At 30.7% G+C, this 26,354-nt stretch carries 28 protein-coding genes and 1 other annotated feature; of the genes, 23 read left to right on the forward strand and 5 right to left on the reverse strand.

Annotated features, from left to right (window positions below; all coding sequences use genetic code 11):
• Positions 1 to 23: 23 nt before the first annotated feature.
• Genes xseA through HMPREF0629_RS03565 form a run of 14 tightly spaced genes read left to right on the forward strand, consistent with a single transcriptional unit; the run spans position 24 to position 11,833 of the window.
• Positions 24 to 1,286, forward strand: coding sequence for an exodeoxyribonuclease VII large subunit (gene xseA, locus HMPREF0629_RS07655; RefSeq protein ID WP_009221993.1), 1,263 nt, complete (start codon positions 24 to 26; stop codon positions 1,284 to 1,286).
• A complete protein-coding gene (xseB, locus tag HMPREF0629_RS03505; protein WP_009221994.1) occupies positions 1,279 to 1,512 on the forward strand; it encodes an exodeoxyribonuclease VII small subunit in 234 nt (77 codons plus the stop codon). Before xseA ends, xseB begins: the two co-directional genes overlap by 8 nt.
• Complete coding sequence (locus tag HMPREF0629_RS03510; RefSeq protein WP_039856562.1) at positions 1,505 to 2,362, forward strand: polyprenyl synthetase family protein; 858 nt, start codon at positions 1,505 to 1,507, stop codon at positions 2,360 to 2,362. The genes xseB and HMPREF0629_RS03510 overlap by 8 nt, the downstream gene beginning before the upstream one ends.
• A 1-nt stretch (position 2,363) precedes the next feature.
• Entirely contained in the window at positions 2,364 to 3,155 is a 792-nt protein-coding gene (locus HMPREF0629_RS03515; protein ID WP_009221996.1) for a TlyA family RNA methyltransferase, read from the forward strand.
• Positions 3,156 to 3,165: 10 nt separating this feature from the next.
• Positions 3,166 to 4,830, forward strand: coding sequence for a DNA repair protein RecN (recN, locus tag HMPREF0629_RS03520; protein ID WP_009221997.1), 1,665 nt, complete (start codon positions 3,166 to 3,168; stop codon positions 4,828 to 4,830).
• A 1-nt stretch (position 4,831) separates the two neighbouring features.
• Positions 4,832 to 5,371, forward strand: coding sequence for an NUDIX hydrolase (locus tag HMPREF0629_RS03525; protein ID WP_009221998.1), 540 nt, complete (start codon positions 4,832 to 4,834; stop codon positions 5,369 to 5,371).
• Positions 5,371 to 6,174 (forward strand): purine-nucleoside phosphorylase, encoded by an 804-nt coding sequence (locus HMPREF0629_RS03530; protein ID WP_009221999.1) that lies wholly within the window; start codon positions 5,371 to 5,373, stop codon positions 6,172 to 6,174. The genes HMPREF0629_RS03525 and HMPREF0629_RS03530 overlap by 1 nt, the downstream gene beginning before the upstream one ends.
• Complete coding sequence (locus HMPREF0629_RS03535; RefSeq protein WP_009222000.1) at positions 6,174 to 7,484, forward strand: pyrimidine-nucleoside phosphorylase; 1,311 nt, start codon at positions 6,174 to 6,176, stop codon at positions 7,482 to 7,484. Before HMPREF0629_RS03530 ends, HMPREF0629_RS03535 begins: the two co-directional genes overlap by 1 nt.
• On the forward strand, positions 7,478 to 8,113 hold the full coding sequence (locus HMPREF0629_RS03540; RefSeq protein ID WP_009222001.1) for a site-2 protease family protein: 636 nt from the start codon (positions 7,478 to 7,480) through the stop codon (positions 8,111 to 8,113). Before HMPREF0629_RS03535 ends, HMPREF0629_RS03540 begins: the two co-directional genes overlap by 7 nt.
• Positions 8,098 to 8,820 (forward strand): ScpA family protein, encoded by a 723-nt coding sequence (locus HMPREF0629_RS03545; RefSeq protein WP_009222002.1) that lies wholly within the window; start codon positions 8,098 to 8,100, stop codon positions 8,818 to 8,820. Before HMPREF0629_RS03540 ends, HMPREF0629_RS03545 begins: the two co-directional genes overlap by 16 nt.
• The gene (gene scpB, locus HMPREF0629_RS03550; protein ID WP_115737012.1) at positions 8,810 to 9,352 is read left to right on the forward strand and encodes an SMC-Scp complex subunit ScpB; all 543 of its coding nucleotides are present in this window, start codon (positions 8,810 to 8,812) and stop codon (positions 9,350 to 9,352) included. Before HMPREF0629_RS03545 ends, scpB begins: the two co-directional genes overlap by 11 nt.
• Entirely contained in the window at positions 9,352 to 10,059 is a 708-nt protein-coding gene (locus HMPREF0629_RS03555; protein ID WP_009222004.1) for a pseudouridine synthase, read from the forward strand. The genes scpB and HMPREF0629_RS03555 overlap by 1 nt, the downstream gene beginning before the upstream one ends.
• Entirely contained in the window at positions 10,056 to 10,622 is a 567-nt protein-coding gene (locus HMPREF0629_RS03560) for a class I SAM-dependent methyltransferase (protein ID WP_009222005.1), read from the forward strand. The genes HMPREF0629_RS03555 and HMPREF0629_RS03560 overlap by 4 nt, the downstream gene beginning before the upstream one ends.
• A complete protein-coding gene (locus HMPREF0629_RS03565) occupies positions 10,619 to 11,833 on the forward strand; it encodes an NAD(P)/FAD-dependent oxidoreductase (RefSeq protein ID WP_009222006.1) in 1,215 nt (404 codons plus the stop codon). Before HMPREF0629_RS03560 ends, HMPREF0629_RS03565 begins: the two co-directional genes overlap by 4 nt.
• 18 nt (positions 11,834 to 11,851) lie before the next feature.
• Here HMPREF0629_RS03565 and HMPREF0629_RS03570 read toward each other — a convergent pair whose 3' ends face one another.
• Entirely contained in the window at positions 11,852 to 12,676 is an 825-nt protein-coding gene (locus HMPREF0629_RS03570; protein WP_009222007.1) for a neutral zinc metallopeptidase, read from the reverse strand.
• Between the two features lie 172 nt (positions 12,677 to 12,848).
• On the opposite strand from HMPREF0629_RS03570, the gene HMPREF0629_RS03575 reads away from it, so the two are divergent.
• From HMPREF0629_RS03575 to yqeB, 5 genes are read left to right on the forward strand one after another with little or no spacing between them, the layout of a single operon-like run.
• Positions 12,849 to 13,802, forward strand: a complete 954-nt coding sequence (locus HMPREF0629_RS03575) for an XdhC family protein (RefSeq protein ID WP_009222008.1) — start codon at positions 12,849 to 12,851, stop codon at positions 13,800 to 13,802.
• A 13-nt stretch (positions 13,803 to 13,815) separates the two neighbouring features.
• Complete coding sequence (locus HMPREF0629_RS03580; RefSeq protein ID WP_009222009.1) at positions 13,816 to 14,691, forward strand: winged helix-turn-helix domain-containing protein; 876 nt, start codon at positions 13,816 to 13,818, stop codon at positions 14,689 to 14,691.
• Complete coding sequence (gene yqeC / locus HMPREF0629_RS03585) at positions 14,691 to 15,389, forward strand: selenium cofactor biosynthesis protein YqeC (protein ID WP_009222010.1); 699 nt, start codon at positions 14,691 to 14,693, stop codon at positions 15,387 to 15,389. Before HMPREF0629_RS03580 ends, yqeC begins: the two co-directional genes overlap by 1 nt.
• Positions 15,390 to 15,401: 12 nt before the next feature.
• Positions 15,402 to 15,977: an NTP transferase domain-containing protein gene (locus HMPREF0629_RS03590; RefSeq protein WP_009222011.1), complete on the forward strand. Its 576-nt coding sequence runs from the start codon at positions 15,402 to 15,404 to the stop codon at positions 15,975 to 15,977.
• Complete coding sequence (gene yqeB, locus HMPREF0629_RS03595) at positions 15,967 to 16,755, forward strand: selenium-dependent molybdenum cofactor biosynthesis protein YqeB (protein WP_009222012.1); 789 nt, start codon at positions 15,967 to 15,969, stop codon at positions 16,753 to 16,755. The genes HMPREF0629_RS03590 and yqeB overlap by 11 nt, the downstream gene beginning before the upstream one ends.
• Positions 16,756 to 16,790: 35 nt before the next feature.
• Here yqeB and brnQ read toward each other — a convergent pair whose 3' ends face one another.
• Complete coding sequence (gene brnQ, locus HMPREF0629_RS03600) at positions 16,791 to 18,068, reverse strand: branched-chain amino acid transport system II carrier protein (RefSeq protein WP_036729298.1); 1,278 nt, start codon at positions 18,066 to 18,068, stop codon at positions 16,791 to 16,793.
• Between the two features lie 242 nt (positions 18,069 to 18,310).
• Here brnQ and HMPREF0629_RS03605 point away from each other — a divergent pair, with 242 nt between their 5' ends.
• Positions 18,311 to 19,675 (forward strand): oxaloacetate decarboxylase subunit alpha, encoded by a 1,365-nt coding sequence (locus HMPREF0629_RS03605; RefSeq protein ID WP_039856565.1) that lies wholly within the window; start codon positions 18,311 to 18,313, stop codon positions 19,673 to 19,675.
• A 70-nt stretch (positions 19,676 to 19,745) separates the two neighbouring features.
• Here the strand turns inward: HMPREF0629_RS03605 and HMPREF0629_RS07995 are convergent, their stop codons facing one another.
• Entirely contained in the window at positions 19,746 to 19,901 is a 156-nt protein-coding gene (locus tag HMPREF0629_RS07995) for a hypothetical protein (RefSeq protein WP_009222015.1), read from the reverse strand.
• A gap of 3 nt (positions 19,902 to 19,904) precedes the next feature.
• Positions 19,905 to 22,754 carry a transglycosylase domain-containing protein gene (locus HMPREF0629_RS03610; RefSeq protein WP_009222016.1) on the reverse strand — a complete coding sequence of 950 codons (2,850 nt, stop codon included), beginning with the start codon at positions 22,752 to 22,754 and terminating at the stop codon, positions 19,905 to 19,907.
• Positions 22,755 to 22,869: 115 nt separating this feature from the next.
• Between HMPREF0629_RS03610 and hflX the strand changes: the two genes are divergently transcribed.
• Genes hflX through nadE form a run of 3 tightly spaced genes read left to right on the forward strand, consistent with a single transcriptional unit; the run spans position 22,870 to position 25,517 of the window.
• Complete coding sequence (hflX, locus tag HMPREF0629_RS03615; RefSeq protein ID WP_009222017.1) at positions 22,870 to 24,171, forward strand: GTPase HflX; 1,302 nt, start codon at positions 22,870 to 22,872, stop codon at positions 24,169 to 24,171.
• Positions 24,164 to 24,799, forward strand: coding sequence for a YigZ family protein (locus tag HMPREF0629_RS03620; RefSeq protein ID WP_009222018.1), 636 nt, complete (start codon positions 24,164 to 24,166; stop codon positions 24,797 to 24,799). The genes hflX and HMPREF0629_RS03620 overlap by 8 nt, the downstream gene beginning before the upstream one ends.
• Positions 24,800 to 24,809: 10 nt before the next feature.
• On the forward strand, positions 24,810 to 25,517 hold the full coding sequence (gene nadE / locus HMPREF0629_RS03625; RefSeq protein WP_039856566.1) for an NAD(+) synthase: 708 nt from the start codon (positions 24,810 to 24,812) through the stop codon (positions 25,515 to 25,517).
• A 49-nt stretch (positions 25,518 to 25,566) separates the two neighbouring features.
• Here the strand turns inward: nadE and HMPREF0629_RS03630 are convergent, their stop codons facing one another.
• Positions 25,567 to 25,983, reverse strand: coding sequence for a DNA starvation/stationary phase protection protein (locus tag HMPREF0629_RS03630; RefSeq protein WP_009222020.1), 417 nt, complete (start codon positions 25,981 to 25,983; stop codon positions 25,567 to 25,569).
• Positions 25,984 to 26,125: 142 nt separating this feature from the next.
• Positions 26,126 to 26,351 (forward strand) — a binding site (T-box leader).
• The last annotated feature ends 3 nt before the right edge of the window (positions 26,352 to 26,354 follow it).

Consider the following 26,354-nt stretch of genomic DNA (forward strand, 5'->3'; position numbering starts at 1 on the left):
TTCTCATTTAATGGTGTAGTGGAATGAATGCAATAAAAGTAAGAGAACTTAATAAATATATAAAGAAATATATTGCCATGGACTATCTTTTAGCGGATGTAACTGTTGAAGGAGAAATATCAAATTTTAAGAAGCATACAAATGGAAATTTATATTTTTCATTAAAAGATGATTATGCAAAGATAAATGCAATTATGTATTTTAGTGAAGCTTGTTCGATTAATTTCAGTCCGAAAAACGGAGATAGTGTAATAGTAAAGGGCTCTGTATCAATTTTTGAAAAAGACGGATTAATAAATTTATATGTAAGAGATATGAAAATAGTCGGTCTTGGCGATTTATATGAAAGGTATTTATCATTAAAAGAATCTCTTTATAAAGAGGGGATTTTTGATGAGTCAAAGAAAAAGAAAATTCCATATTTTCCGCAAAGAGTAGGTGTTATAACTTCTCCGACAGGAGCTGCCATAAGAGATATAATAAATGTACTTTCAAGAAGAAACCCTGCTGTCGATATATTGTTGTATCCATCAAATGTACAGGGTGATTTTGCGACAAGTCAGCTTATTGAAGGGCTTAATTATTTTGAAAAAAATCCTGTTGATGTAATTATAATAGGTCGTGGTGGCGGATCTCTTGAAGAACTTTTTTGTTTTAATGATGAAGAACTTGCCAGAAAAATTTATTCTATGAGTATACCGATAATATCCGCTGTAGGGCATGAAATAGATTATGTTATAAGTGATTTTGTAAGTGATTTAAGAGCACCTACGCCATCTGCAGCAGCGGAAATGGTATCTATGAGTAAGGAAGATTTAGAAAATAGATTAAGTCTTTTAAAAAATAGATTGGATAAAATTTTACAGCAAAAAGTTGAAGATAATACAAGTAGAATTGATTTATTAGGCGAAATTTTAAATATTAAGTTTGAAAAATTTTATGCAAATAAATTAGAAAGCTTAAAAAAACTTGATTTAGAGAACAGTAAATGGAAGCTTATTTATAAAGTGAAATATAAAAAGCAAAATTTAGAATTGACATTTAATAATCTTGATATGAAGTTTAACAAAAAAATTTCAATCAATAAAAATCTTTTGTATAATATTGGAGAAAAGCTTAGGAGCAGTAAGTTTACACAGAGAATTTATTTAAAGAATAAGTTTGGGGCAATAGTGTCTTCTGTTAAAGATTTAAGTGTAGGGGATGAAGTTCTAATAAGCTTTGCTGATGGGACTGCAACTGCAAATATTAGTAAGACAAAAGTTGGGAGTGGTATAGATGAGTGAAAGTTATGAAAGTGCATATTCAAGACTTGAAAATATAGTTAAAGATTTGGAGTCTGATAATATATCACTTGAAGAGTCAATAAGCAAATATGAAGAGGGACTCAAACTTTTTAAATACTGTTCAAAAATATTAAATGAGTATGAGGGAAAGGTAAAAGTACTTATGCAAGAGGGAACAGAAGTAGAGGAAAGAGAATTTAAAAGTGGTGATGATTTGTATGAATAATTACAGTGAAATTATAGAATTAATTAATAATTCAATATATAGGAGTTTTACGGCTGCCGATGAATATCAAAAAAAGGTATATGAATCTATGTCCTATTCTCTTTCATCAGGCGGGAAAAGAGTCAGGCCGTTGCTTAGTCTTTTAGCATATAAGTCAGTTAGCGGAAGTGAGGATTTTACAAAGATTCTTCCGTTTGCGACTGCGATAGAACTGATTCACACTTATTCTTTAATCCACGACGATTTACCGGCTATGGATAATGATGATTTAAGAAGAGGAAAGCCTACAAATCACAAAGTATATTCAGAGGCAATAGCTATACTTGCAGGAGACGGACTTTTAAATATGTCTGCGGAAGTTATGTCAAGAGAGCTTGATAAATATGATGAAATGGATGAGTTAAAAAGAGCAATTAAGGCTATGAAGTATATATTTACCGCATCAGGAGTACATGGTATGATTGGCGGTCAAGTAATAGATATGGAATATGGCTATAATATGAATCTTGATATTTGTGAAAGTATGTATAAACTTAAAACTGCCGCATTAATTAAGGCAGCAATTGTATCAGGAGCAATAATTGCAGGTGCAAGTGATGAAGAGATAGCGACATTTGAAGAATATGCAAACTGTATAGGAATTGCATATCAAATAAGAGATGATATATTGGATTTAGAAGCAGACAGTAAAAAAGAAAAGAATACAATGGTAAATTTTAGAAGTAATGATGAGCTTGTATCAAGAATAGAAGGACTTACAGCAAGAGCACAGGAACAGATTAATTCTCTTCAATATGATACTTCAGAGTTACAGGAGTTTGCAAAAATTCTTATGAACAGAGGAAGATAATATGGGAAAAATTCGTGCTGATGTATTTTTGGTGGAAAACGGACTTACAGGATCAAGAGAAAAAGCTAAAAGATTAATTATGAGCGGAGAAGTCTTTATCGGAACACAAAGAGTTGAGAAGGCAGGAGAGCTTATAGATAAAGAATCAAATGTAACTATAAAGTCAAATTCTCAGAAATATGTAAGCAGAGGCGGATTTAAGCTTGAAAAAGCAATAGAAATGTACTATATAGATTTGAACGATAAAATTTGTGCAGATATAGGTGCTTCAACAGGCGGTTTTACACATTGTATGCTTTTAAATGGAGCAAAAAAGGTTTATGCAATAGATGTTGGATATAATCAGCTTGATTATAGTTTGAGAGTTGATGATAGAGTTATTTCAATGGAAAAAACAAATATAAGACTTTTTGATACTGAACTTATAAAAGATGAAATTGATTTTATATCAATAGATGTAAGCTTTATTTCATTAGAACTTGTCCTTCCGAAGGCAACAGAATTATTGAAGGATAACGGGCAACTTGTTGCACTAATAAAACCTCAATTTGAGGCGGGAAAAGAAAAGGTTGGGAAGAAAGGTATTGTAAAAAATCAATCGGTTCATAGAGAAGTATTAGAAAAGATAATTTCCCTTGCAAAAAAATTGGAACTTAGAATTTGCGGTTTGACCTTTTCTCCAATAAAGGGAACTACCGGGAACATAGAATTTTTAATATATTGCGAGAAGTCAAAAAATGAAGATTTAGATTATAATTTAGATGAGCTTTTAAAAGAAAGTACTCAAATATAGGTGAATATATATGTTACTTGAACTTAGTATTAAAAATTTTGCCATAATTGAAGATTTAAGAGTTGAGTTTGAAAAAGGACTAAATGTAATTACAGGAGAAACAGGCTCAGGTAAATCTATAATAATAGATGCACTTTCAATGGTATTGGGCGCAAGAGCAAGTAAAGATGTAATAAAATCGGGAAAAGAATTTGCATTTATAGAGGCTATTTTTTCAAATGATGGAATTTTAAAAACTGAATTAGAAAAATACGATATAGATAATGATGATTTGATAGTGATATCTAGAGAAATAAGAATAGATAGACCGTCTATTACTAAAATAAACGGTAGAACGATTACGGGTTCTGTTTTAATTCAAATAACATCAAAATTAATAGATATATTTGCTCAACATGAAAATATTTCACTTATGAATAATATAAATCAAAGAAAATTAATAGATTCATTTGGCGATGACAGTCATATTGAACTTTTAAATAATTTGACAATATTAATTGAACAATTACATAAATTAAAAGAGGATTTTAAAATTAAATCATCACAAAATAAGAATAGAGATAGAGAAATAGACCTTTTAAAGTATCAAGCAGAAGAAATAAAAAATGCAAACTTGTCTGAAGAAGATGAGACTATTGATGACAAGTATAAAATTATAAATAATATTTCTGAAATTTCAAGGCAAGCGCAATCTGCAACAGCTATTTTAAATAGCAGTTATGACCAAGCTAATATAGAAGATTTATTCGATAGTGTAATAGGCAATTTGAATTTTATTATAAAATACGATAAAAACATGCAAGATTGTTATGACGAACTTGAAGATATCAGATACAGGATAAAAGATATTTCCTATACAATTGAAAAATATTTAAGTTCTTTGGAATATAGTGAAGAGGAACTTAGATTTTTAGAGAATAGAATTGATACGGTAAATACGTTAAAGAAAAAATATGGAAATAAAATATCGGATATATATTCTTTCCTTGAGGAGGTTGAAAACAGACTTCATTTCCTTGAAAATTTTGATGATGAAATAAAAAAGCTTGAGGATGAAATAAGTTTTGTTAATAATCAAGCGCTTGATATTGCAAGAAAAATATCTGAAAACAGAAAAAGTGTATCCAAGTTTCTTGAACATACAGTAGCAGAAGAACTAAAAGAATTAAATATTAAAAATGCAAGGTTCAAAATAGACTTCAGAGAAAAGGAAATATCAAAAGATGGAATAGATGATATTGAATTTATGATAGTTACGAATGCGGGAGAAGATTTTAAATCACTTACAGATACTGCATCCGGAGGAGAAATGAGCAGGATAATGCTCGGATTTAAAAGTATTATTGCACAAAAAGATGATATACAAACATTGATATTTGATGAAATTGATACGGGAATAAGTGGTCGTACCGCTCAGATAGTTGGAAACAAAATAAAAAAATTAGCAAAAGACAGACAGGTTATCGTAATATCACACTTGCCTCAAATAGTTTCACTTGCAGATACTCATTATTTAATAGAAAAACTTGAGAGAATTAATGAAACCACATCAAGAATAAGGAAGCTGAATTATAATGAGAGAGAGATGGAATTAGCAAGATTAATTGGAGGGTTTATGATTTCCGACGCAACTATCTCGGCTGCAAGAGAAATGCTATTTAATAAGGAGAAATAAGATGGATAAAACTGAAAGAACGATGAAAACTGATAGAATTTACGATGGAAAGATATTATCTTTAAGAGTAGAAACAGTTGAGCTTCCGGATAAAAAATATTCTAAAAGGGAAATAATAGAACATCCGCCTGCAGTCGTAATAGTTCCTGTAACTTCAAACAATGAAATTATAATGATAAAGCAGTTTAGAAAACCGATAGAAAAGGTTATTTATGAAGTTCCGGCAGGACTTTTGGAGATAAATGAGAGCCCCATTGATGGAGCAATTAGAGAATTGAAAGAAGAGACAGGATATCATGCTGATAAAGTTGAATATATGACGGAATTTTATTCATCACCGGGATTTTGTACAGAAAAAATGTATATTTTTTCTGCTGAGAATCTTGAATTTGAGGAACAAAAATTAGATGAGGATGAATTTATAGATTTAGAAATAGTTCCGTTTGACAGGGCTTTAAAGATGATAAAACTTGGAGAAATTATGGACGCTAAAACAATAGCGGGAATATTAATTTATAATGAAATGAGGAATGATGAATAATGTTAGAAAAATCAGTTGAATATATAAAGAGTAAAATTAAAGTTAATCCTGAAATTGCAATAATATTAGGTTCAGGACTTGGAGATTTTGTAGATACAATAGAAAATAAGTTTGCAATAAATTATGAAGATATACCGGGTTTTCCAAATTCAACAGTAGTTGGACACAGCGGAAAGTTGATTTTTGGAAATGTTGGAGATAAGTTTATAGTTGCGATGCAAGGTAGAATTCACTATTATGAAGGACAAGGCATAGATAAAACAGTTTATCCTATGAAGGTATTATGTGAACTTGGAATAAAAAAATTGATAGTTACAAATGCATCCGGCGGAGTAAATAAGAGTTTTAAACCTTCCGATATTATGCTGATAAAAGATCATATAAATTATACTGGTGTAAATCCGTTAATAGGTAAAAATGAAGACGATAAGGGACCGAGATTTTTGGATATGACATACACTTATTCAAAGGAGCTTAGAGATAAAGCTAAAGAAGTTGCAAAAAATATTGACTTAGATATTAAAGAGGGAGTATACATGTGGTTTACAGGCCCATGTTATGAAACTCCGTCAGAAGTAAAACTTGCTGCGATAGTTGGAGCGGATGCTGTTGGAATGAGTACAGTACCTGAAGTTATAATCGCAAGGCATAGAGGAGTAGATGTACTTGGTTTTTCGTGTATAACAAATATGGCGGCAGGGATATTGGAACAACCGCTTAATCATGAAGAAGTAATAGAGGTGTCTAATAAGATAAAAGATAAATTTGCGCAATATGTAAGAGAAGTGATAAAGGTGATCTAATGAATATATACGATATTATTGAGAAGAAAAAACAGAGTTTAGAGCTCAATAAAGAAGAAATAGAATATTTTATAAATGGATATACTAATGGAACAATACCTGATTATCAAATATCAGCACTGCTTATGGCAATTTATTTCAGAGGTTTGAATATAGAAGAAACGTATTATTTGACAAATGCTATGATTAATTCCGGAGATACTATAGATCTAAGCCCGATAGATGGAATTAAAGTTGATAAGCATTCAACAGGCGGTGTAGGGGATACCACATCTTTAATTTTAGGACCGCTTGTGGCAAGCTGCGGGGTTCCATTTGCAAAAATGAGTGGAAGAGGTCTTGGACATACGGGAGGAACTCTTGATAAACTTGAGTCAATTCCCGGAATGAGTATAGACCTTTCAATTGAAAAATTTATAAATAATACAAATAAAATTAAAATGGCAATTTGTGGGCAGACAAGTGACATAACGCCCGCCGATAAAAAGTTATATGCTCTGAGAGATACAACGGCAACGGTAGATAATGTAAGTCTTATTTCAAGTTCTATTATGAGTAAAAAAATAGCTGTAGGAGCAGATTGCCTTGTACTTGATGTAAAAGTCGGCTCAGGTGCTTTTATGAAAAATGTGGAAGATGCCAGAGAACTTTCAAAAATGATGGTAGACCTTGGAGAGAAATTTAACAGAAAGACAGTAGCTGTAATAACAAATATGGACGAACCGCTTGGACTTGCTGTCGGAAACTCATTAGAGGTAATTGAAGCGATAGATACATTAAAGGGAAGAGGACCTAAAGATTTAGAAGATTTGTGTCTAAGCCTTGGGGCAAAGCTTCTTGTATTAGCTAATAAATGCAATGATGAGAAAAGCGCTCGAATTTTATTAGAAGAAAATATCAAAAATGGACTTGCATTTGAAAAATTTAGAGAGTTTATAGAAATGCAAGGTGGAGATGTAAGTTATGTAGATGATACTTCAAAGTTCAAGTTGTCATCTAGAAAGAGAGAAGTTTTTTCAGAAAAATCCGGGTATGTGACAAAAATAGATGCTCTTGAAATAGGAGAAATCTCTAAAAATTTAGGAGCAGGGCGTGAAACTAAGGAATCTGAAATAGATCTTGGAGCAGGCATTGTGCTTAACAAGAAGATAGATGACTATGTAGAAGCAGGAGATCCGCTTGCAACAATATATACGGAGAGAAAAGAACAAATAGATAAAGCTGTTGCAGGAATAAAAGAAGCATATAAGCTTGGAGAAAAAAATAGTAAAGCATATAAAATTATAATTGAGGAAATTCAAAAATGTTAAATTTTTCAAATTTAGATTTAAAGAGTGTATTATTTACTATAATAGCTCTTTTAATTGCAATAATACCGCACGAAATAGCGCATGGATATGCAGCATATTTACTTGGGGATGATACAGCTAAAACTGATGGTAGATTATCTCTTAACCCTATAAATCATATAGATCCTATAGGGCTTATTTCGATGGTTATTTTAAGATTTGGCTGGGCAAAGGCTGTGCCTATAAATCCGTTTAAATTTAAAATAAATAGAAAAATTGGAACCATTATAGTTTCACTTGCGGGAGTTGCAGCAAATTTTATATTGGCATTTATATTTTCCATACTGTTTGTAGGTGCGGCGATTAATAAAAATTGGCTTGAACCTCTATTTGCAGAAATTTTATGGTACAATGTTATGCTTGGAGTTTTTAATCTTGTACCGCTTCCGCCGCTTGACGGTTCAAAGGTAATTGCAAGTTTGTTACCTTCTAAATTGGAATATATGTTTTATAAATATGAAAAGTATTTGTATATTATACTTGTAGCATTATTGATGACTGGAGTTGTAAATAAAATAATAGCACCAATAGTGCTGAAAGTTTTAAATGAATTAGTAACAATTGGAATAAATATATGGGATATAATGTAAATTTAAAAGTTTATGAAGGTCCGATGGAACTTTTGCTTGATTTAATCAGAAAAAATGAAATAGATATTTATGATATACCGATTCATATTATTACAAGTGAATTTTTAGCATATATAGCAGCTGTTAAGGAATTAAATATGGAACTCACAAGTGATTTTTTAGTTATGGCATCTACACTTTTAGAAATAAAGTCAAAAATGTTACTGCCTAAAATAAAACTTGATGATGAAGAGATTGACGAAGAAGATCCGAGAGAGCAACTTGTTCAAAAAATACTTGAATATGAAAAATATAAAGAAGTTTCAGAAAAACTTAGAGAGTCTGAAAAATATGAACTTAAGGCATTTTATAAGTTACAGGAAGATTTTTCAGATATAGACAGGTTGGAATTTTTAAATAATTGTAATGTTAAAAATTTACACAAGGCACTTCAAAATATCATAAAGAGAAATAAGACTGCATCTGTTACCAATATAGCACCTGAAGAATTTCCGGTTCAAAGAGCAAATGAAATAATACTTGAATATCTTGAAAGTAAAGACAAATTTTTATTTTCTGAACTTTTGGGAGAATATAGTTTTAAGGCGGAGATAATAGCTTATTTTCTATCGTTGCTTGAATTTATTAAAATTGGCAGGGTGTCGGCAAGACAAACCGGAAATTATTCTGATATAGAAATTATTAGGAGAGATGATTTTGGAAGATGAAAAAATAATTTCAATAATTGAAGGAATTTTATTTGCATGGGCAGAGCCGGTTAGCGTAATAGAGCTGTCAAAAGTTATTGGACAGTCTCAAAATAAAATTAGAGGTTTACTTCAAATTATAAAAGAGAAGTATGAAAAAGCTGATAGCGGACTTAGACTTGTAATTTTAAATGACAGTTATCAAATTAGTACAAAGCCTGAAAATTATGATTATATAAGTGAATTCGTAAGTGGAAAAAATAAAAAGAACTTATCGAATGCAGCACTTGAGACATTATCTATAATTGCATATAAACAACCTGTTACAAAACTTGAAGTGGAAGAAATCAGAGGAGTCAAATGCGATTCTACAATTAAAGCTCTATCTGAACTTGGACTTATAGAAATTTCAGGGCAACTTGAAAAAATAGGTAGACCGAATATATACATTACAACAGATGAATTTTTGAAAAAATTTGGACTTTCATCGTTAGAGGAGTTACCTGAAATAGAGGAAGATGAACAAATTAAGATGACTTTTTTGGAGGAATAATGAGATTACAAAAATATATGGCACATTCGGGAGCTGCATCGAGAAGAAAATCGGAAGAGTATATTTTAGACGGTCGTGTAAAAGTGAATGGTAAAATTGTTACCGAGCTTGGATATGTCGTAGATGAAAATAAGGATAAGGTATATCTTGATGATAAAAGGCTTAAAATTATAAAAGAGAATACCTATATTGCATTAAATAAACCTATGGGAATAGTATCCACTGTAAAAGATGAAAAAGATAGAAAAACAGTTGTTGATTTAATAGACGGCTCTACAAGATTATATCCAATCGGAAGACTTGATATTGATACAACGGGACTTATAATATTGACAGATGACGGAGCAATAACAAATAAATTAACGCATCCTAAGAATGAAATAAATAAGACATACATTGCAACGGTTGAGGGTAAGCCGACAAAAACAGAACTTGATATGATTAGGAAAGGAATAAAAGTGGGAGCTGAAAAATTTTCTCCCGCAAAAGTTAAAATATTAAAGAGTTTTGAAGCGGATTCAATCATAGAGGTAATAATTCATGAGGGAAAAAATCATGAAGTTAAATTAATGTTTGACAAGATAAATCATCCCGTAAAAAAATTGAAGAGAATATCAATTGGTGATATAGAACTTGGAGATTTAGAAATAGGAAACTTTAGGTATTTAACAGAGGATGAGATAAATTATTTAAAGAGATTAAAATGAGTTTAGTAAAATATAATTATAGACAGATAGTAGATGATATAATTGGAAATGCAAATATTGTTGGCAAAGTTTGCCTTGATGCCACTTGCGGAAGAGGTAACGATAGTTTAAAGCTTCTTGATAAGATAGGTATCAAGGGTTTTTTATATGCATGTGATATTCAAGAAGAAGCAATTAATTCTACAATGGAGCTTTTAAAATCCAAAGGTTATGAGAATTTTAAATTATTTAATAAATCTCATACTGAGGTATTTGATTATATAAAAGAGCCTATTTCACTTATAATATATAATTTAGGATATTTACCTAAATCGGACAAAAAAGTAGTTACAGAGGCGGATAGCACAATACTTTCAATAGAAAGAGGACTTAATAGTATTTCTAAAGACGGAATTATAATTGTTGTATCATATTTAGGTCATGAGGGTTCTTTTGAAGAGAGAGCTGCACTTGAAAAATTTCTCTCTCAGTTGGAACAGAAAGAATATATGGTTGAAAAGAGAGAATTTTTTAATCAACAAAACAATCCTCCGATTGTATATTTAATAGGAGTGAGAAAATGAAAAATATTGCTGTGATAGGTGGAGGCCCTTCAGGAATGATGGCGGCATATTTTGCTGCAGAGGGAAATAATGTAACAATATTTGAAAAAAATGAAAAGCTTGGTAAAAAATTATTTATAACAGGCAAGGGTAGATGCAATATTACTAATGAAAAAGAAATTTCTGAATTTTTTGAAGAAGTACCAAGAAATGAAAAGTTTTTATATTCTGCATTTTATTCATTTTCAAATTTAGATTTAATAAAGCTGCTTAACAGTTATGGACTAAAAATGAAAAGTGAGCGTGGAGGGAGAATTTTTCCAAGCAGTGATAAATCATCTGATGTAATAGCAACCTATATAAAGATGTTAAAAGATAGAAATGTGGACGTCAGATTAAATAGTGAGGTTAAATCAGTTAAAAAAAATTTAGAATATTTTATAATAAATGATAATTTTGAAGAAAAGTTTGATTCATTAATTATAGCAACAGGTGGATATTCTTATAGGGCAACAGGCTCTACCGGAGATGGATATAAATTTGCAAGAGATTTTGATATTAATGTTGAAAAATTATATCCGGCTTTGATTCCGATTGAATTATCAGACGAATTTTTGGATGACTTGCAAGGTATATCTCTGAAAAATGTATCGTTGTCGGTAAAACAAAATGGCAAAGTAATAAGCGAGGAGTTTGGTGAAATGTTATTTTCTCATTTTGGAATAACAGGTCCCATTGTTTTAAGAACATCAAGTAAAATAAACAGAATGAATAAATTTAAACTCTATTTGGATTTAAAACCTGCACTTGATTTTGAGACTCTTGATAGCAGAATATTGAGGGATTTTGAAAAGTTTAAAAATAAGGAAATAAAAAATGCATTGTTTGAGTTGCTTCCAAAAAAATTAGTTCCTGTGATTTTAAAAATTGCCGATATAGATGAAAGCATGACGGTAAATCAAGTTACAAGAGCAGATAGAAATAAGCTTGTACACAGCATTAAAGAAATGCCGCTTACTTATAAGGGGCTATTGGATATAAATGCAGCTATTATTACAAGTGGTGGAGTTTCCGTAAAAGAAATAGATCCTTCAACTATGGAATCTAAAAAAGTAAAAGGACTTTATTTTTGTGGAGAGGTTTTAGATGTTGAAGCTTTTACGGGTGGCTTTAATATGCAAATAGCAAATTCAACGGGATATATAGCAGGAGTAAATGCAGGAAAAAAATAAGGCACGACAGTGCCTTTTTTATAATTCAGAATCATTAAATATATTTTCATGATTAATATCACCATATTTTAAACCTTTTTTAAACCATTGTATTCTTTGCTCACTTGTTCCGTGGGTAAATGTATCAGGAATAACACTCTCTACAGTTTGCTGTTGTACTCTATCATCTCCGACATTCTCTGTGGCATTTATAATATCTTTAATATCATCTTCTTTTAAATATCCTGCATTTTGCACATAGTGTGCAAATACACCTGCAAAATAATCAGCTTGAAGTTCAAGTTTCACAACATATTTATTAAATTCTTTTTCGGGCAGCTGATCTTTCAGTTCACATACTTGTTCCAACGTTCCAAGCTGTTTTTGGACATGGTGACCTACTTCATGAGCAAGAACATATGCGAATGAAAATTCTCCGAGCTTATTGTACTTAGATTTTAAATCATTATAAAAACTTACATCAATATAAATTGATTCATCTTTCGGGCAATAAAAAGGTCCCATATTTGATGTTGAGTTTCCGCATTTACTTTGAATTGAACTATTATATAGTACTAGTTTAGGTTCTCTGTAAGTAAGAGAGTTTCGGTTAAAAATTTCATTCCATATATCTGTTGTATCTGTAAGGATTACACTTAAAAAATTTTCCAACTTTTTATTTACTTCTGTATTTTCCTCAATTGAAATAGATGATGAATCGGTGTTATTTAAAACTTCCAAGGGATTACCTCCAAGTAGATAGAAAATTATCATTAAAATTAAAAGCCCGACGCCTCCAAGCGGTGTTAGAACTCTTGAACCTTTTATTACATTTTTATTTTTTTTTCTTCCCTGCCATTTCATAATAATCTCCTCTTATATTAGTTTACATCATAATATCATAATAGTATTTTAAAATCTATCATTATAAATCAAACGTATATCTTTGCAAAAAAACTTTTAAAAAATTTCAAATTTGTTATACTTATAAGTAGTGTATTGTATTTAAAATAGTATGTTTAAGTGGGGATAAAAAATGATTGAATTGATTAATAGAGCGTCGGAGTTGTTTTCTTATAAGACTCCGTTTGTAATTGCAACTATAATTTATAAAAACGGTTCATCACCGAGAGAAGAGGGAACTTCCATGATAGTTACTGAAAGAGGACTTGACATTGGAACCATTGGTGGCGGAGTGGCGGAATATGAAGCTATTGAATTTTCAAAAAAATTAATTTTAGATGAGAAGAGTGACAATCATAAGTACGTACTCACAAATAATGATGCGGAGAGCATAGGTATGATATGTGGGGGAGTAAATATAATTCACTTTGAATATGTATCACCTGATGATTTTCTTGCAGGAGAATATTTTTTAAAAATAATAGAAGAGTATAAAAATAAAGATGTCAATTTATTATATTCGACTAAGGGGAATGCCGGATTTTCAGTAGAAATTGAAGACGAAGTCTGTCAATTTACAAGAAGTGGAATAAATGAGAAAATAGAATGCGATTTCAAAATTAAAATTGAAGATAAATTTAAAGTTTTTATTTTTGGTGGGGGACATGTTTCAAAGGCATTGGTTCCAATTCTAAATTATTTGAATTTGGAGACAATAGTTATTGAAGACAGAGAGGAGTTTTTAAAAGAAGAGGACTTTCCAAATTCAAAAAGGATACTGTTAAATTATTTTGATTTAGAAAATTTAGAAATAACAGAAAATGATTATGTTTGTATATTGACAAGAGGTCATAAGTCGGATAGAGAAATTTTAGTTAAGATGCTTGAAAAAAAACCTTACTATATAGGGATAATAGGAAGTAGGAAAAAAGCGGAAATTATGTTTAACAGTATTAGGGGAAAGTACGATGAATCTTTGATAAATAGAATACATTCTCCGATAGGATTGAGTATAGGTGCACAAACACCTGAAGAAATATCAATAAGCATAGCTGCTCAGATAATAGAAAAATTTAGAAACAGATAGTGGAGGGATTAAGATGAAAACTTGTGCTTTAATAAATTCAAGAAGTCCAAAGGGAAGTGAGCTTGCACTTAAGAGTTTAAAAAATATATCAAATATAAGAAAAATTTTATATGCGATAAAATCGGCAGGGGTTGATGATGTATATATATTAGTTGGGGAAAATTATGCAGATATATCATCTGAACTTGAAAAAAGCGATGCAATACTGATATACGATGAAAATTATAAAAAGCATAGTGAATTTGAAAGTGAAATATATGCTATGAAAAATATAAATAAAGAATATGACAGAGTGTTATATACATCTGTACGGTCAAATTTATTCAGTATAGACAGTATAAAAAAATTGCTTAGCTATGGAACTTTTGCAATAGGATACTATAAAAATATGCAGGGGAATGTTGCATTACTTCCGTTAAAAGAATTTCCTAAAATTGATGTAAAGAATAATTTTTTAATAGAGAGTTTTCAAAGAATTAGAGTTGATTGGAATTTTGTTGATTTAGACGATAGGGATATATTGAAAAATCAAAATGATATTGTATTTGAGGAAACACCTCTAAGATGCCAAATAAAGCTTACAATAGCGAGGGATGAGAAGTTTTTCGGACCCGGCACATCAAGACTTTTAAAATTGATTGAAGATACAGGATCTGTGAAGGCTGCTGTAAGTGCAATGAATATATCATATTCAAAAGCATGGAATATGATAAATACTATGGAAAAAGAACTTGGTTTTACGGTTGTAGATAGAAAATCAGGCGGTTCCGGTGGTGGAGAAAGTAAAATTACTGCGCAGGGTAAAGCTTTTTTAAAAAAGTATGAACTGTTTTTAGAGAGAACAAAGCCATATATAATAAATAATTTTGAAGAGATTTTTTACATTTGATGAAAAGAGATGATGGAATGCTAAAACAATTATTTGATGTTGGGAAAAAAGATATAATTTCATTTAATGGCAGCGGCGGGAAGACAACTACTATTTTTAAATTAGCAAGAGAACTTAAAGATAATGGAAAAGTTTTAGTTACAACATCTACAAAAATAGGGGTTCCTGATAATTTGGAGAAAGGTGAAAAGTTTTTTGAAGATATTAGAAATATTTTAAATAATAGAGAAGAATTTAGCCTTGCAGTTGCCGGCAATGGGATTTTAAACGGAAAGATAAATTCCATAGATGAGAAAATGTTAAATCAGATAGCCGAGTATTTTGACTATATATTAATAGAATCTGACGGTTCAAAACGTTTACCGCTTAAAGCATGGAGAGACCATGAACCTGTTGTTTTAGCGGGGACTAATAAAACTATAGGAATAATTCCGATAAAATATGTTGATACAGAAGTGGATGATAGTTTAATATTTAATTCCGAGATATTTAAAATGAAATTTGGATTTAAGTCAAAGCTTACATTTAATGTAATAAATAATATAATTCAAAGTAAGGATGGAATTTTTAAAGGAGCTATTGGAGAAAAATATATATTTTTTAACCAGTGTAATAGTAATGAAGATAGGGATAAAGCAAGAGATTTAATATCTTATTTAGAAAAATATAATAAAGATATTAATTTTAGGTACGGATAAGTTGGTGGTAGTATGAAACTCGGTGCAATAATTATGGCAAGCGGATTTTCACGCAGAATGGGTGAAAATAAGTTGAAATTAAATATAAATAATAAAAAAATTTTTGAATATACAGTTGACTTGATTTATAAATATGACTTTAAAGATAAAATAATAGTCAGCAATGATGAGGAAATTATAAGATATTCTCAAGAAAAAGGTATTAGAGCATATAAAAATAAGAATGCAATTGTGGGCAAGAGCGAGTCTATAAAAATAGGAATAAGTAATACTCAAAATGTAGATGGATATATGTTTTTTGTATGTGATCAACCATTTTTAAGTGTTGAGACAATAGATGAAATAGTATCAAAATTCAAAAAAAATAATAAACTCATAACATATCCCGTATATGGGAATAAAATGGGAACTCCGGTTATATTTCCTACAAAATACAAAGATGAATTATTAAAACTTTCTTTTGACGAGGGAGGAGTTAAATTAATAGATAAGGAAAATTCACAAGGAGTACTTATCGAAAGAGAATATGAATATTTTGATATTGATGATAAAGAAGATTATAGGATAGCGGTGAAATATGAAAAATAATATTGTAGTTGTAAGAGGCGGAGGAGATATTGCAACAGGCTCTATACAAAAGTTATATAGAACGGGATTTAAAGTTGTCATTCTTGAAGTAGAAAGACCTACTGCAATAAGAAGAACAGTTGCATTATCAGATGCAATTTATGCAGGAGAACATAGCGTTGAGGATGTTGTTGCGAAAAAAGTTTCAACTATAGAGCAGATAGAGGATTGTTGGAATAAAAATATAGTTCCGATAAAAATAGATCCGAATTGTGAAATATTAAGAGAATTAAAAGCGAATTTTTTGGTAGATGCAATTCTTGCTAAAAAGAATCTCGGAACAAATAAAAGTATGGCAGATCGAACAATTGCATTGGGACCCGGATTTTGTGCAGGAGTAGATGTTGATATTGTAATTGAAACAAACAGAGGGCATAATTTAGGCAGACTTATATTTGACGGATTTGCTGAGAAAAATACCGGAAATCCCGGGAATATAATGGGATATACTACACAGAGAGTGCTATACTCACCCGGAAACGGAATTATAAAAAACAGATATGACATAGGAGATGTCGTAAAAGAAGGAGAAATTGTTGCAACTGTAGACGGAAAAGAAATCAGATCTAAGCTTGGAGGAGTTCTTAGGGGGATTATAAGAAATAATTCAATTGTATTTACAGGAATGAAAATAGGAGATGTAGATCCAAGAACGGATACGAATTACAATACAATATCTGATAAGGCAAGAGCTGTAGGGGGTGCAGTTCTCGAAGCTATAATGTTAAATAAAATATAAAAAACAAGCAAATATATTATTGCTTGTTTTTTGTTTTATTTCGATTTTTTACCAAATAGATTAAATACAAAAGCTAATACTATTGACGGTAGAATCCAGTTAAATGCTACATATACATCAGGTATTCCGATAAATAATTTTGAAGCTGCATCTGTACTTACTCCAAAGCTTGAAAGTATTGTCAATATTGTAGGATAAAATGCTCCAAGTACTGCACCGTAATAGAAATTCTTAGATTTAATTTTATTTCTAAAGAATTCTGAAATTACAAGAACTATAGAAACCGGATATAGTGCAACAAGAACCGGAGCTGATATTGCGATTATATTTTCTACTCCTTTAACAGCAAAGTAAGCACTGAATAATGTAAATATAATTACAAATGCCAAATAGCTTAGTTTATTTTTTGTAAGCTCTGTAAAATATTGCGCAGATGTACTTAGAAGACCTATAGCTGTAGTTATACAAGCAAGGAGCATTGCAAGAGCAAGAAGTACATTTCCTGTTGTTCCAAGAAGAGTATGAGTTATATAAGTTAACAGTTCTACTTTTGAAAGTTCATTTAGGTTGAGTGAACTTACAGTAGCTCCTATATAAACTAAACCTCCATATACGATACATAATCCAAATCCTGCTATAAAACTTGATTTTATGGTTAAGGTATTTAATTGATTTACTTCTGTTATGCCTTTATTTTCAAACCCTTTTATTATCATTGTAGTAAAAATAAGTGCGGCAAGTACGTCCATTGTTTGATATCCGCCTTCAAATGAAAAGGCAAATGCGCCGGACTTAGAACCTGTAGGAACTCCAAGAGGAGAAATTATTCCCTTGGAAATTATTAAAAACAATACTATTAACAACATCGGTGTTAAAATTTTTCCTATTCTATCAATAATATTCATCGGATTTACAACGAAGAATAATACAATAGCAAAAAATATAATTGAAGATAGTATTGGACTTAGGTTTGGCATCAAGGAACTTTGAATAATTTCATAAGATGTTGCAGCAGTTCTTGGAATAGCAAGTCCGGGTCCTATACATAGTATTATTGCAGTACTGAAAATTTTTGCGAAAAGTGGTGAAACTTTTCCGGCGAGGTTATTAATGCTACCTCCCGCCTTGGTTGTAGCTACAACTGTAATCATAACTAAACCCACACCTGTAGTTAAAAAGCCGATCATTGCGATTATCCAATCTGATGCAGTTGCAAGTCCGATAGTTGGCGGAAAAATTAAATTACCGGCACCAAAGAACATTGAAAAAAGTGCGAGACCAGATACTAACGTTATGTTATTAAGTTTTTTCATAATAACCCCCCTATAATTAAAAATATTTCTTAACATTATAACAGATAATCATAAAAATGGAATAGAAATTTTTGAAAAAAATTCAAAGTTTTAATCATATAAAATCGTCTATATGGTATAGATAAAATTAAATAATTCTATTGACTTTGAGTATAAAACTATTTAAAATATAAAAATAAGTTCTTTACTAATTAAGGAATATTAAAAATTAAAAAAATTTATAAAAATAGGGAATGAAAAAGATGGAGAAGATTAAATTTATGGAAACAGTGCTTAGAGATGCACATCAAAGCTTAATGGCAACAAGAATGAGGTATTCTGATTTTGAGGAGATACTTCCTGAAATTGACAAAGCGGGATATTATTCTGTTGAATGTTGGGGAGGAGCAACATTTGATTCTTGTATAAGGTTTTTAAATGAAGATCCTTGGCAACGAATAAGAGATATTAAGAAAAATTTTAAAAATACAAAGACTCAAATGTTACTTAGAGGACAAAATTTGCTTGGTTATAGAAACTATCCGGACGATGTAGTTGAAAAGTTTATTGAGCTTTCTATAAAAAATGGCGTTGACATAATAAGAATTTTTGATGCATTAAATGATTTGAGAAATTTAGAAACTTCAATAAGGGCGACAAAAAAGTTTGGAGCCGAGGCTCAAGCTACAATTTGTTATACAGTTTCAAACGTGCATACAATTGAGTACTATGTAGAACTTTGTAAACAAATTGAAAAGATGGGAGCAGACAGTATTGCAATAAAAGATATGTCAGGAATTTTGACACCTTATGTTGCATATGATTTGATAAGTCAGATAAAAAAGAATGTGGATATTCCGTTGCAACTTCATGTTCATGAAACAACAGGTATAGGATCTTTGACATACCTAAAGGGAATTGAAGCGGGAGTTGATGTAATAGATACTGCTATATCTCCTTTTTCAGGTGGAACATCACAACCGTCTACTGAAGCGTTGCATATGTTAGTAAGAGATGCAGGATATGAGAGCTCACTTGATGTAAAAGTTCTTGAAAAAATCGCAAATCATTTTGTTAAAGTTAAGGAAAAATATATTGCAGATGGGACTCTTCCTGTAAAGATGCTTTCTACAGATCCTAAGGGATTGATTTATCAAGTTCCGGGAGGAATGTTGTCTAATTTATATTCACAGCTTACTCAATTGAAACAAGTTGAAAAATATGAACAGGTACTTGCTGAAGTTCCGAGAGTAAGAGCTGATTTGGGATTTCCGCCTCTTGTAACACCAATGAGTCAAATGGTTGGAACACAAGCTGCATTTAACGTAATTATTGGACAAAGATATAAAATGGTTCCTACTGAAATCAAAGATTATTTAAGAGGACTGTATGGAAGAAGTCCTGTTGAAATAGATGATGAGTTTAGAAAATCCATCATAGGAGATAAGGAAATAATTACAGGAAGACCTGCAGATTATTTAGAAAACGGTTTAGAAAAGGCAAGAGATGAAATAGGTTATCTTGCAAAATGTGATGAAGATGTTTTAACTTACGCTCTATTTCCGGAGGTTGGAAAGAAGTTTTTAGAAAACAAATATGAAAACAAGATTGTAAGTTGTATTTCGTAAATTATTCAGTTTAATATTCTCTATTAAAAGAACCCTTCTTGATCAAATTACTTGATAAGAAGGGTCTTTTTTATTTATTTTTATTTCTTTGAGATATTCTTGATGCTAAGAATATAATTCTTGCAATGTGTTTTGGATTTAACTTCCTTTTATTTTTATTGTCCATATTTTTAATTTTGTTTTTTATAGCCTTTGAGGCTGTTTTATATATAAATTTTTTTATCATATCTTATCCTTTCTTAGACGAAGATTTTGAAGATTTGTCCTTTGTTGTCTTTTGTTGTTTTTTAGTTTTTTTCTTTTCTTTGTTTTTATTATACCAATCTTCGTCATGGTAGTTACAATAAAGTTTTGGAACATATTCATAGTCATCAGGATATATACCCCCACGTTCCGAAGCGATGTATGCGGGTTGTCTTTCAAAAAATATTTTATATTCCACATCTTCTTTTGGACAATATTCACTTGCAAGACGATTACTCTTATTGCAAATTAAAAGTTTTATGTGTTGATCACAATATTTTGTCGGTTCGGTTCCTGATTTATATTTTTCAATATATCCGGCATCAACTTCTTCACATAATTTTGTACCAAGATTTCCACTTTTTTGACATATATATTTTTCGACAATATTATCAGGCTTTACAAATTTTGTAGTGGGCAGGTTCTGATTCACATCTTGAGAAATTTGCTTAAATAAATTTAATATAAGTTTTGAATCCGCATCAAGCTCTATTTTAGGAGAGTCGCATCCAATCCAAGTTGATATTGTATATTTTGGACTATATCCTGTAAACCATAAGTCGGAATTAAATTTATTTAATCCGATTTCACCGGCTATATCAAGTTTCAAAGTTCCGGCTCCCTTTGCAATACCTCTTGTTACATTAGTCCTAAGTGCATCGGTAAGTAAGTAGCAATTTGTAGAGTCAAAGGATTTTTCTGTTTTTTTTGTGGAGTTGTTAATTATTGTAGTTCCATTGGCATCTTCTATTTTGATTACCGAGCTGACATCTTTTGTATCTCCGCCCGTTGCAATAGTTCTGTATATTTGTGCGGCATCAATATTTGTAATACCTCTTTGCATATTTCCAAGAGCAAGAGAATCTAAATTTTCATCTGACTTGTATTTATTTTCAGAAAGAGATATGAAATTGTCTTTAGAAGCATTAGCTGAATTTATAATTCCGAATTTTTTTAGGGTATCTTTCATTTTATCAAGTCCCATTTCTTGTAAAAATTCAACCGGAATTACATTTGAGTTATTTTCCAATGCAAGTCTTAATGTCAAAAGTCCGCCAAAACCCGGATAGTCATTAGATGGCCACATATTTCCGTCTATATAAATCGGCACATCATCTTTTACAGAACCCAATGTATATCCATTTTCAAGAGCAGTTAAATAAACTACAGGTTTTATTAAAGAACCCGGAGAACGAACTGAATTAGTAGCCCTATTATAAATTTTTAAGTTTTTACTGTTCACATCAAGGCCGCCAACAATTGCTTTTACATAACCGCTTTCATTATCAAGAATTATTGCACTTGATTGAGGTTGAAGAGTAGGAATACTTTCGTATGAGTAATATTCCTTTGAGATAATGAGATTATTATTTGCATCAATTTTATAAAAATCAGATTTGTTTTTTAAAAAACCGCTGCTTATGATTATATAATCGGCTTTTTCTTCATACACATCTCTTGGTATATTCAAAAAACCTATGTTGTAGGTTTGTAAATTTTCATCTGAGTTTATCTCGTAGATATCAATTATATCCAATTTATTACTTGCAGTATTAAATAGAGAATTTGTAATTGATAAGTCTCCTTTTGAATTTATATTGTAGTTTTCCTTGTCTATTTTAAAATTAAACTCTTCATCAAAAAAATTATATCTTTGAAAATAAACTATATTTCCATTTGCATCGAGTATATTATCAGTTCCGTCAAGAGTAAATGATAAAGCCTTTGCACCGTGATTTGAATTTGTATTTGAATTTAAATAGTCTTTAAAATTCACATATATATTTTCCAAATCGTGTTGTATATTTTCGTCAATTGAGGAGTATATACTATATCCGCCTGTAAATAATTTATGTTCTGCTTCATCTTGAGAAACACTATAATATTTTGAAAGAAGTTTTGCAGCTTCGGATTTGATATAGTCCGTCGAATAGCTACTCATGCTGTGATATTTTTTAATTCCCGGATTTAAAGAGCTCACTATATCAAATTTCAATGCATCATTGTATTCAGTTTCGGTTATGCAACCGAGAGAATACATTTTTTTAAGGACTGTTTTTTGTCTTTCAAATGCTTTTGGATTTAGTACAAGATACATTTGTTCTCCGTTTATATCCATTGTTCCTATAAGTTCACCATCTTTATAGGAATCTTTAGGTATTCTCTTAAATGGAGGATATTCAACGGGAGATTTTGTAATGCCTGCAATTAGAGCACTTTGAGACAAGTTTAAATCCCATACATCTTTAGAAAAATATGTTTGAGCTGCAGCCTCAACTCCGTAAGAACCTTGACCTAAATTAATTCTGTTTAAGTATGCTTCAAGTATTTCGTCTTTTAAAAGTTTTTTATCAACACCTATTGCAAGGTAGGCTTCTTGTACTTTTCTGTTTATAGTCTTTACATTTGAAAGATATACATTTTTGACAAGCTGTTGGGTTATTGTAGAGCCGCCTCTTACAATTTTTCCAGCTTTGATATTATCGATAAATGCACTTGCAATACCTTGAAAATCAATTCCGATGTGTTTATAAAATCTTTCATCTTCTATAGAAATAAAAGCATCTTTTATATGTTTAGGAACTTTTTCAATAGGGACAATAGTTCTGTATTCTAAGGATTCAATTTTTTCAAGTAGCTTTCCGTTTTCATCATAAATGCTTGAAGTTTGGTTAAAGCTGTTTGAAAGATTATTAAGATCCATTTTTGGAACATCATTTAAAATATCTAAAATTGTCACGCTTATAAGAGTAACAAAAAAAGAAATCAAAATTAAAATTGAATATAAGAGTAATTTTAATTTATTTTTTTTATCGAGAGATTTAAATTTTTCCATAAATACCTCCATTCTTATTATATCATTTAATGTTTTTAATTACTATTTTTTAATATCTAAGCTTTTAAAATAAATGTAATATTTAAAATATCAGGTTTTAGTATATAATATAGTTATGGAAAATATAAAAGATAAAGAAAAGGAAAGAGTAATAATAGTCGGTACTGATATAGGAGCATATCCAAATAGTCTTGAGACATCTATTCGCGAATTGGAGGAGCTTGTAAAAGCTGATGGAGCGGAGGTTGTAGGAGTAGTAACTCAAAATATAGACAAATTTTCTCCAAAATATCTTGTAGGCTCAGGTAAAGTAAATGAAATTAATGATATGATACCTAAACTTGAAGCTAATGCGGTTGTATTTAATGATGAGCTGTCGGGAGTACAGCTTAGAAATTTGGAAGATGCTTTTAATAAGGGCTGTGACTTTTTTAATAAAAAGGTAAAGGTCTTAGACAGGACAAATTTAATACTTGATATTTTTGCACTTAGAGCTTCAACATATGAAGGAAAACTTCAAGTTCAGCTTGCGCAATTAAATTATCAGCTTCCAAGGCTCATAGGAATACAAGGATGGTCAAGAACCGGCGGAGGAATAGGAACTCGTGGACCGGGAGAGCAGATAATAGAAACAGATAGAAGAAGATTGCTTCGTGAAATCGAAACTATAAAGGCAAAACTGAAAAAATCTGAAAAGACAAGAGATACAATGAGAAGTAAAAGACTTGAAAATCGAATATCAACAGTTTCTCTTGTGGGTTATACAAATGCGGGAAAATCTACAATATTAAATAGATTAAAAGTATCGGATTCAAAGGATGTATACGTTGAGGATATGTTATTTGCAACACTTGATCCGAATTCAAGAAGAGCAAAGCTTCCAAACGGAATTGAATTTATATTGTCTGATACTGTAGGTTTTGTATCAAAGCTTCCGACTAAACTTATAGAAGCTTTTAAATCAACTCTTGAAGAGATTAAATATTCAGATTTAATTTTGCATGTTATAGATGCATCAAGTGATGATTTGGAAATTCAATACGAAACTACAATGAATATCCTGAAAGATTTAAAAATTGACGGCGATAAGGTTATAACGGTATTCAATAAAATGGATAAGCTTGAAGGCTCGGATATATTAATCAATCCTAAGTATACAGATAAGAGATTATATATTTCTGCAAAATTTGATGATGATATGGATAAGCTTCTTAAATTTATTGAAGAAAATCTTCCGGAGAAATTTAAGCATGTAAAAATGTTGATAGATTACAAAAATTCAGTTGTACTTTCGGAGATACTTGATAATCATAAGTGTGAAGAACTGGAATATTTAAATGAGGGAGTTTCTTTTAAGGTCATTTTGACTATTGAAGAATATAATAAATATAAAAAGTTTGTGGTAGATTATGTATAAAACATTTTATAGAGACGGAACAGATGAATTTATAGAAAAAAAATCCAAATTTATAGGTTACGGCTTTAGAGTTAAAAGTGAGGAAGAAGCCGTAAAGAAAATTGAAGAGATTAAAAAAATTCATAGAGATGCAACGCATAATTGCAGTGCGTATATAATTGGTGAAAATAAACTTATACAGAGATACAATGATGATGGGGAGCCGTCAGGAACGGCAGGTATCCCAATGCTTGAAGTATTAAAAAAAGAAGATGTTACAAATGTATTAGTTATGGTAACAAGATATTTTGGAGGAATACTGCTTGGAGCGGGAGGACTTGTTCGTGCATATACAAAGGGAGCAAAAATCGCAGTTGATTCATCACTTGTAGTTGAGATGAGAGAATATGAAAAGTTGTCATTGAAATATGATTATACTTTTCATGGAGGAATAACAAATTATCTGATAAAAAACGGATACAAGGTTTTAAATGAGGATTATACTGACAAGGTTAAAATAATATTGCATCGTGATTTGAATGACAATAAAATAATAGAAGATCTCATAAATGAAACATCGGCTGCAATAGAAATAAAAAAACTCGGAATAGAAAAATTACCATTTAATGACGGAAAGATACTATATTAGAGGGATTAAAATGAAAAGAGAAGTAGAAAAACTTGTACTATGGCTTAGGGAAAATGTAGAAAAAGCAGGAGCAAAAGGACTTATATTTGGAATGAGCGGTGGAATAGATTCTGCTGTAATAGCGGCGGTAAGTAAACTTGCATTTCCGGATACATCGCTTGGAATTATAATGCCATGTGAAAGTGCCTATGAAGATGAAGAGGATGCAAGACTTATTGCGGAGGTGCTTGATTTAAAAATTCAAAAAGTGGATTTGACGGACACATATAAAACATATCTTGAAAGTTCATTCTTCAGTTCGAACAGAATGGCACGTTCAAATATAAAGCCAAGGCTTAGAATGCTGACACTTTATTATTATGCACAAGATCTCGGATATTTGGTGTGCGGATCATCAAATGCATCTGAATTTTATATAGGATATTATACAAAATTTGGTGATAGCGGTGCGGATTTATTGCCGCTTGTGGGATTTTTAAAAGATGAAGTATTTGATCTTGCAAGAGAACTTGGCATACCCGAAAAAATTATAGACAAAAAACCGTCGGCAGGGCTTTGGGAAAATCAAACCGATGAGGATGAAATGGGATTCAGTTATGGAGAATTAAATGCACACATCAGAGGAGAAAAAATAGATTCTGAAATTGCAGATAGAATAGAAAAAATGCACAAAAATTCAGAACATAAAAGAGCATTTGCAGTTAAATACGAAAAATAAAATTATTATAACAAAAGGGAAGGTCAAGACCTTCCCTTTAAAAATAAAATTATTTAAGCATACTTTCCATAAACCAAATTTGTTTATTGTAACCTGTGATGTGATCTTCCATCATATTTGAAAGAACAAAATCATCAGACTCGTCAGAAATAACTTCTGCAAGTTCTCTCATGTGTTTTAAAAGTTTTAATGCTTCTTCAACAGCAGATTTAGCATCTATATCTTTGCTTTCAAGTTCATTTATATCACTAATTTCAAGATATTCTTTTAGACTTGCCTTAGGATATACCCCATTCATTTTTTGGTATTCTGCAATAGCATCATATTTTTCAAAAAAATCATCATATAGAGCTTCTAAATATTCATGAACAGCCTTAAAAGTGAATCCTGTTACGTTCCAGTGTAAATTGTGTAGTTTAATATTACCTACAGCAAGATTTGCTAAATATTTGTCTAAATTTTTCATATATTACCCCCTGTGAAAATTTTATTATTGTTCCTTACAAGCAATATCTACCCGTTAATAAGATTACTAAACATAAATAAATTTATTTATTTAAAATCAGTACTTGACAATATGGGTTTAAAGCATTAAAATGATAAAAAATATAAAAGCAATGACAGAGAGAAAAATGTAGGAATTTATTTTAGAGAATCGGGGAAGGTGAAAGCCGATATAAAGGAATACATATAATATTCACTCTAAAGCTTAACAGTAGAATTTCAGTAGACTGTTACGGTGGCCTCCGTTATCATGGGATATAAGTTATATGACTTTGAGAGATAATCTTTTGATTATGAAAATAGGTGGTACCACGATCCTTCGTCCTATATGGG

The sequence above is a fragment of the Peptoniphilus sp. oral taxon 386 str. F0131 genome (assembly GCF_000090945.1).
GTDB lineage: Bacteria > Bacillota > Clostridia > Tissierellales > Peptoniphilaceae > Anaerosphaera > Anaerosphaera mikwangii.

What these genes read in the sequence shown, in the direction of transcription:
- xseA (WP_009221993.1), top strand. Translation starts at nt 24, where the DNA reads ATGAATGCAATAAAAGTAAGAGAACTTAATAAATATATAAAGAAATAT.
- xseB (WP_009221994.1), top strand. Translation starts at nt 1,279, where the DNA reads ATGAGTGAAAGTTATGAAAGTGCATATTCAAGACTTGAAAATATAGTT.
- HMPREF0629_RS03510 (WP_039856562.1), top strand. Translation starts at nt 1,505, where the DNA reads ATGAATAATTACAGTGAAATTATAGAATTAATTAATAATTCAATATAT.
- HMPREF0629_RS03515 (WP_009221996.1), top strand. Translation starts at nt 2,364, where the DNA reads ATGGGAAAAATTCGTGCTGATGTATTTTTGGTGGAAAACGGACTTACA.
- recN (WP_009221997.1), top strand. Translation starts at nt 3,166, where the DNA reads ATGTTACTTGAACTTAGTATTAAAAATTTTGCCATAATTGAAGATTTA.
- HMPREF0629_RS03525 (WP_009221998.1), top strand. Translation starts at nt 4,832, where the DNA reads ATGGATAAAACTGAAAGAACGATGAAAACTGATAGAATTTACGATGGA.
- HMPREF0629_RS03530 (WP_009221999.1), top strand. Translation starts at nt 5,371, where the DNA reads ATGTTAGAAAAATCAGTTGAATATATAAAGAGTAAAATTAAAGTTAAT.
- HMPREF0629_RS03535 (WP_009222000.1), top strand. Translation starts at nt 6,174, where the DNA reads ATGAATATATACGATATTATTGAGAAGAAAAAACAGAGTTTAGAGCTC.
- HMPREF0629_RS03540 (WP_009222001.1), top strand. Translation starts at nt 7,478, where the DNA reads ATGTTAAATTTTTCAAATTTAGATTTAAAGAGTGTATTATTTACTATA.
- HMPREF0629_RS03545 (WP_009222002.1), top strand. Translation starts at nt 8,098, where the DNA reads ATGGGATATAATGTAAATTTAAAAGTTTATGAAGGTCCGATGGAACTT.
- HMPREF0629_RS03555 (WP_009222004.1), top strand. Translation starts at nt 9,352, where the DNA reads ATGAGATTACAAAAATATATGGCACATTCGGGAGCTGCATCGAGAAGA.
- HMPREF0629_RS03560 (WP_009222005.1), top strand. Translation starts at nt 10,056, where the DNA reads ATGAGTTTAGTAAAATATAATTATAGACAGATAGTAGATGATATAATT.
- HMPREF0629_RS03565 (WP_009222006.1), top strand. Translation starts at nt 10,619, where the DNA reads ATGAAAAATATTGCTGTGATAGGTGGAGGCCCTTCAGGAATGATGGCG.
- HMPREF0629_RS03570 (WP_009222007.1), bottom strand. Translation starts at nt 12,676, where the DNA reads ATGAAATGGCAGGGAAGAAAAAAAAATAAAAATGTAATAAAAGGTTCA.
- HMPREF0629_RS03575 (WP_009222008.1), top strand. Translation starts at nt 12,849, where the DNA reads ATGATTGAATTGATTAATAGAGCGTCGGAGTTGTTTTCTTATAAGACT.
- HMPREF0629_RS03580 (WP_009222009.1), top strand. Translation starts at nt 13,816, where the DNA reads ATGAAAACTTGTGCTTTAATAAATTCAAGAAGTCCAAAGGGAAGTGAG.
- yqeC (WP_009222010.1), top strand. Translation starts at nt 14,691, where the DNA reads ATGAAAAGAGATGATGGAATGCTAAAACAATTATTTGATGTTGGGAAA.
- HMPREF0629_RS03590 (WP_009222011.1), top strand. Translation starts at nt 15,402, where the DNA reads ATGAAACTCGGTGCAATAATTATGGCAAGCGGATTTTCACGCAGAATG.
- yqeB (WP_009222012.1), top strand. Translation starts at nt 15,967, where the DNA reads ATGAAAAATAATATTGTAGTTGTAAGAGGCGGAGGAGATATTGCAACA.
- brnQ (WP_036729298.1), bottom strand. Translation starts at nt 18,068, where the DNA reads ATGAAAAAACTTAATAACATAACGTTAGTATCTGGTCTCGCACTTTTT.
- HMPREF0629_RS03605 (WP_039856565.1), top strand. Translation starts at nt 18,311, where the DNA reads ATGGAGAAGATTAAATTTATGGAAACAGTGCTTAGAGATGCACATCAA.
- HMPREF0629_RS07995 (WP_009222015.1), bottom strand. Translation starts at nt 19,901, where the DNA reads ATGATAAAAAAATTTATATATAAAACAGCCTCAAAGGCTATAAAAAAC.
- HMPREF0629_RS03610 (WP_009222016.1), bottom strand. Translation starts at nt 22,754, where the DNA reads ATGGAAAAATTTAAATCTCTCGATAAAAAAAATAAATTAAAATTACTC.
- hflX (WP_009222017.1), top strand. Translation starts at nt 22,870, where the DNA reads ATGGAAAATATAAAAGATAAAGAAAAGGAAAGAGTAATAATAGTCGGT.
- HMPREF0629_RS03620 (WP_009222018.1), top strand. Translation starts at nt 24,164, where the DNA reads ATGTATAAAACATTTTATAGAGACGGAACAGATGAATTTATAGAAAAA.
- nadE (WP_039856566.1), top strand. Translation starts at nt 24,810, where the DNA reads ATGAAAAGAGAAGTAGAAAAACTTGTACTATGGCTTAGGGAAAATGTA.
- HMPREF0629_RS03630 (WP_009222020.1), bottom strand. Translation starts at nt 25,983, where the DNA reads ATGAAAAATTTAGACAAATATTTAGCAAATCTTGCTGTAGGTAATATT.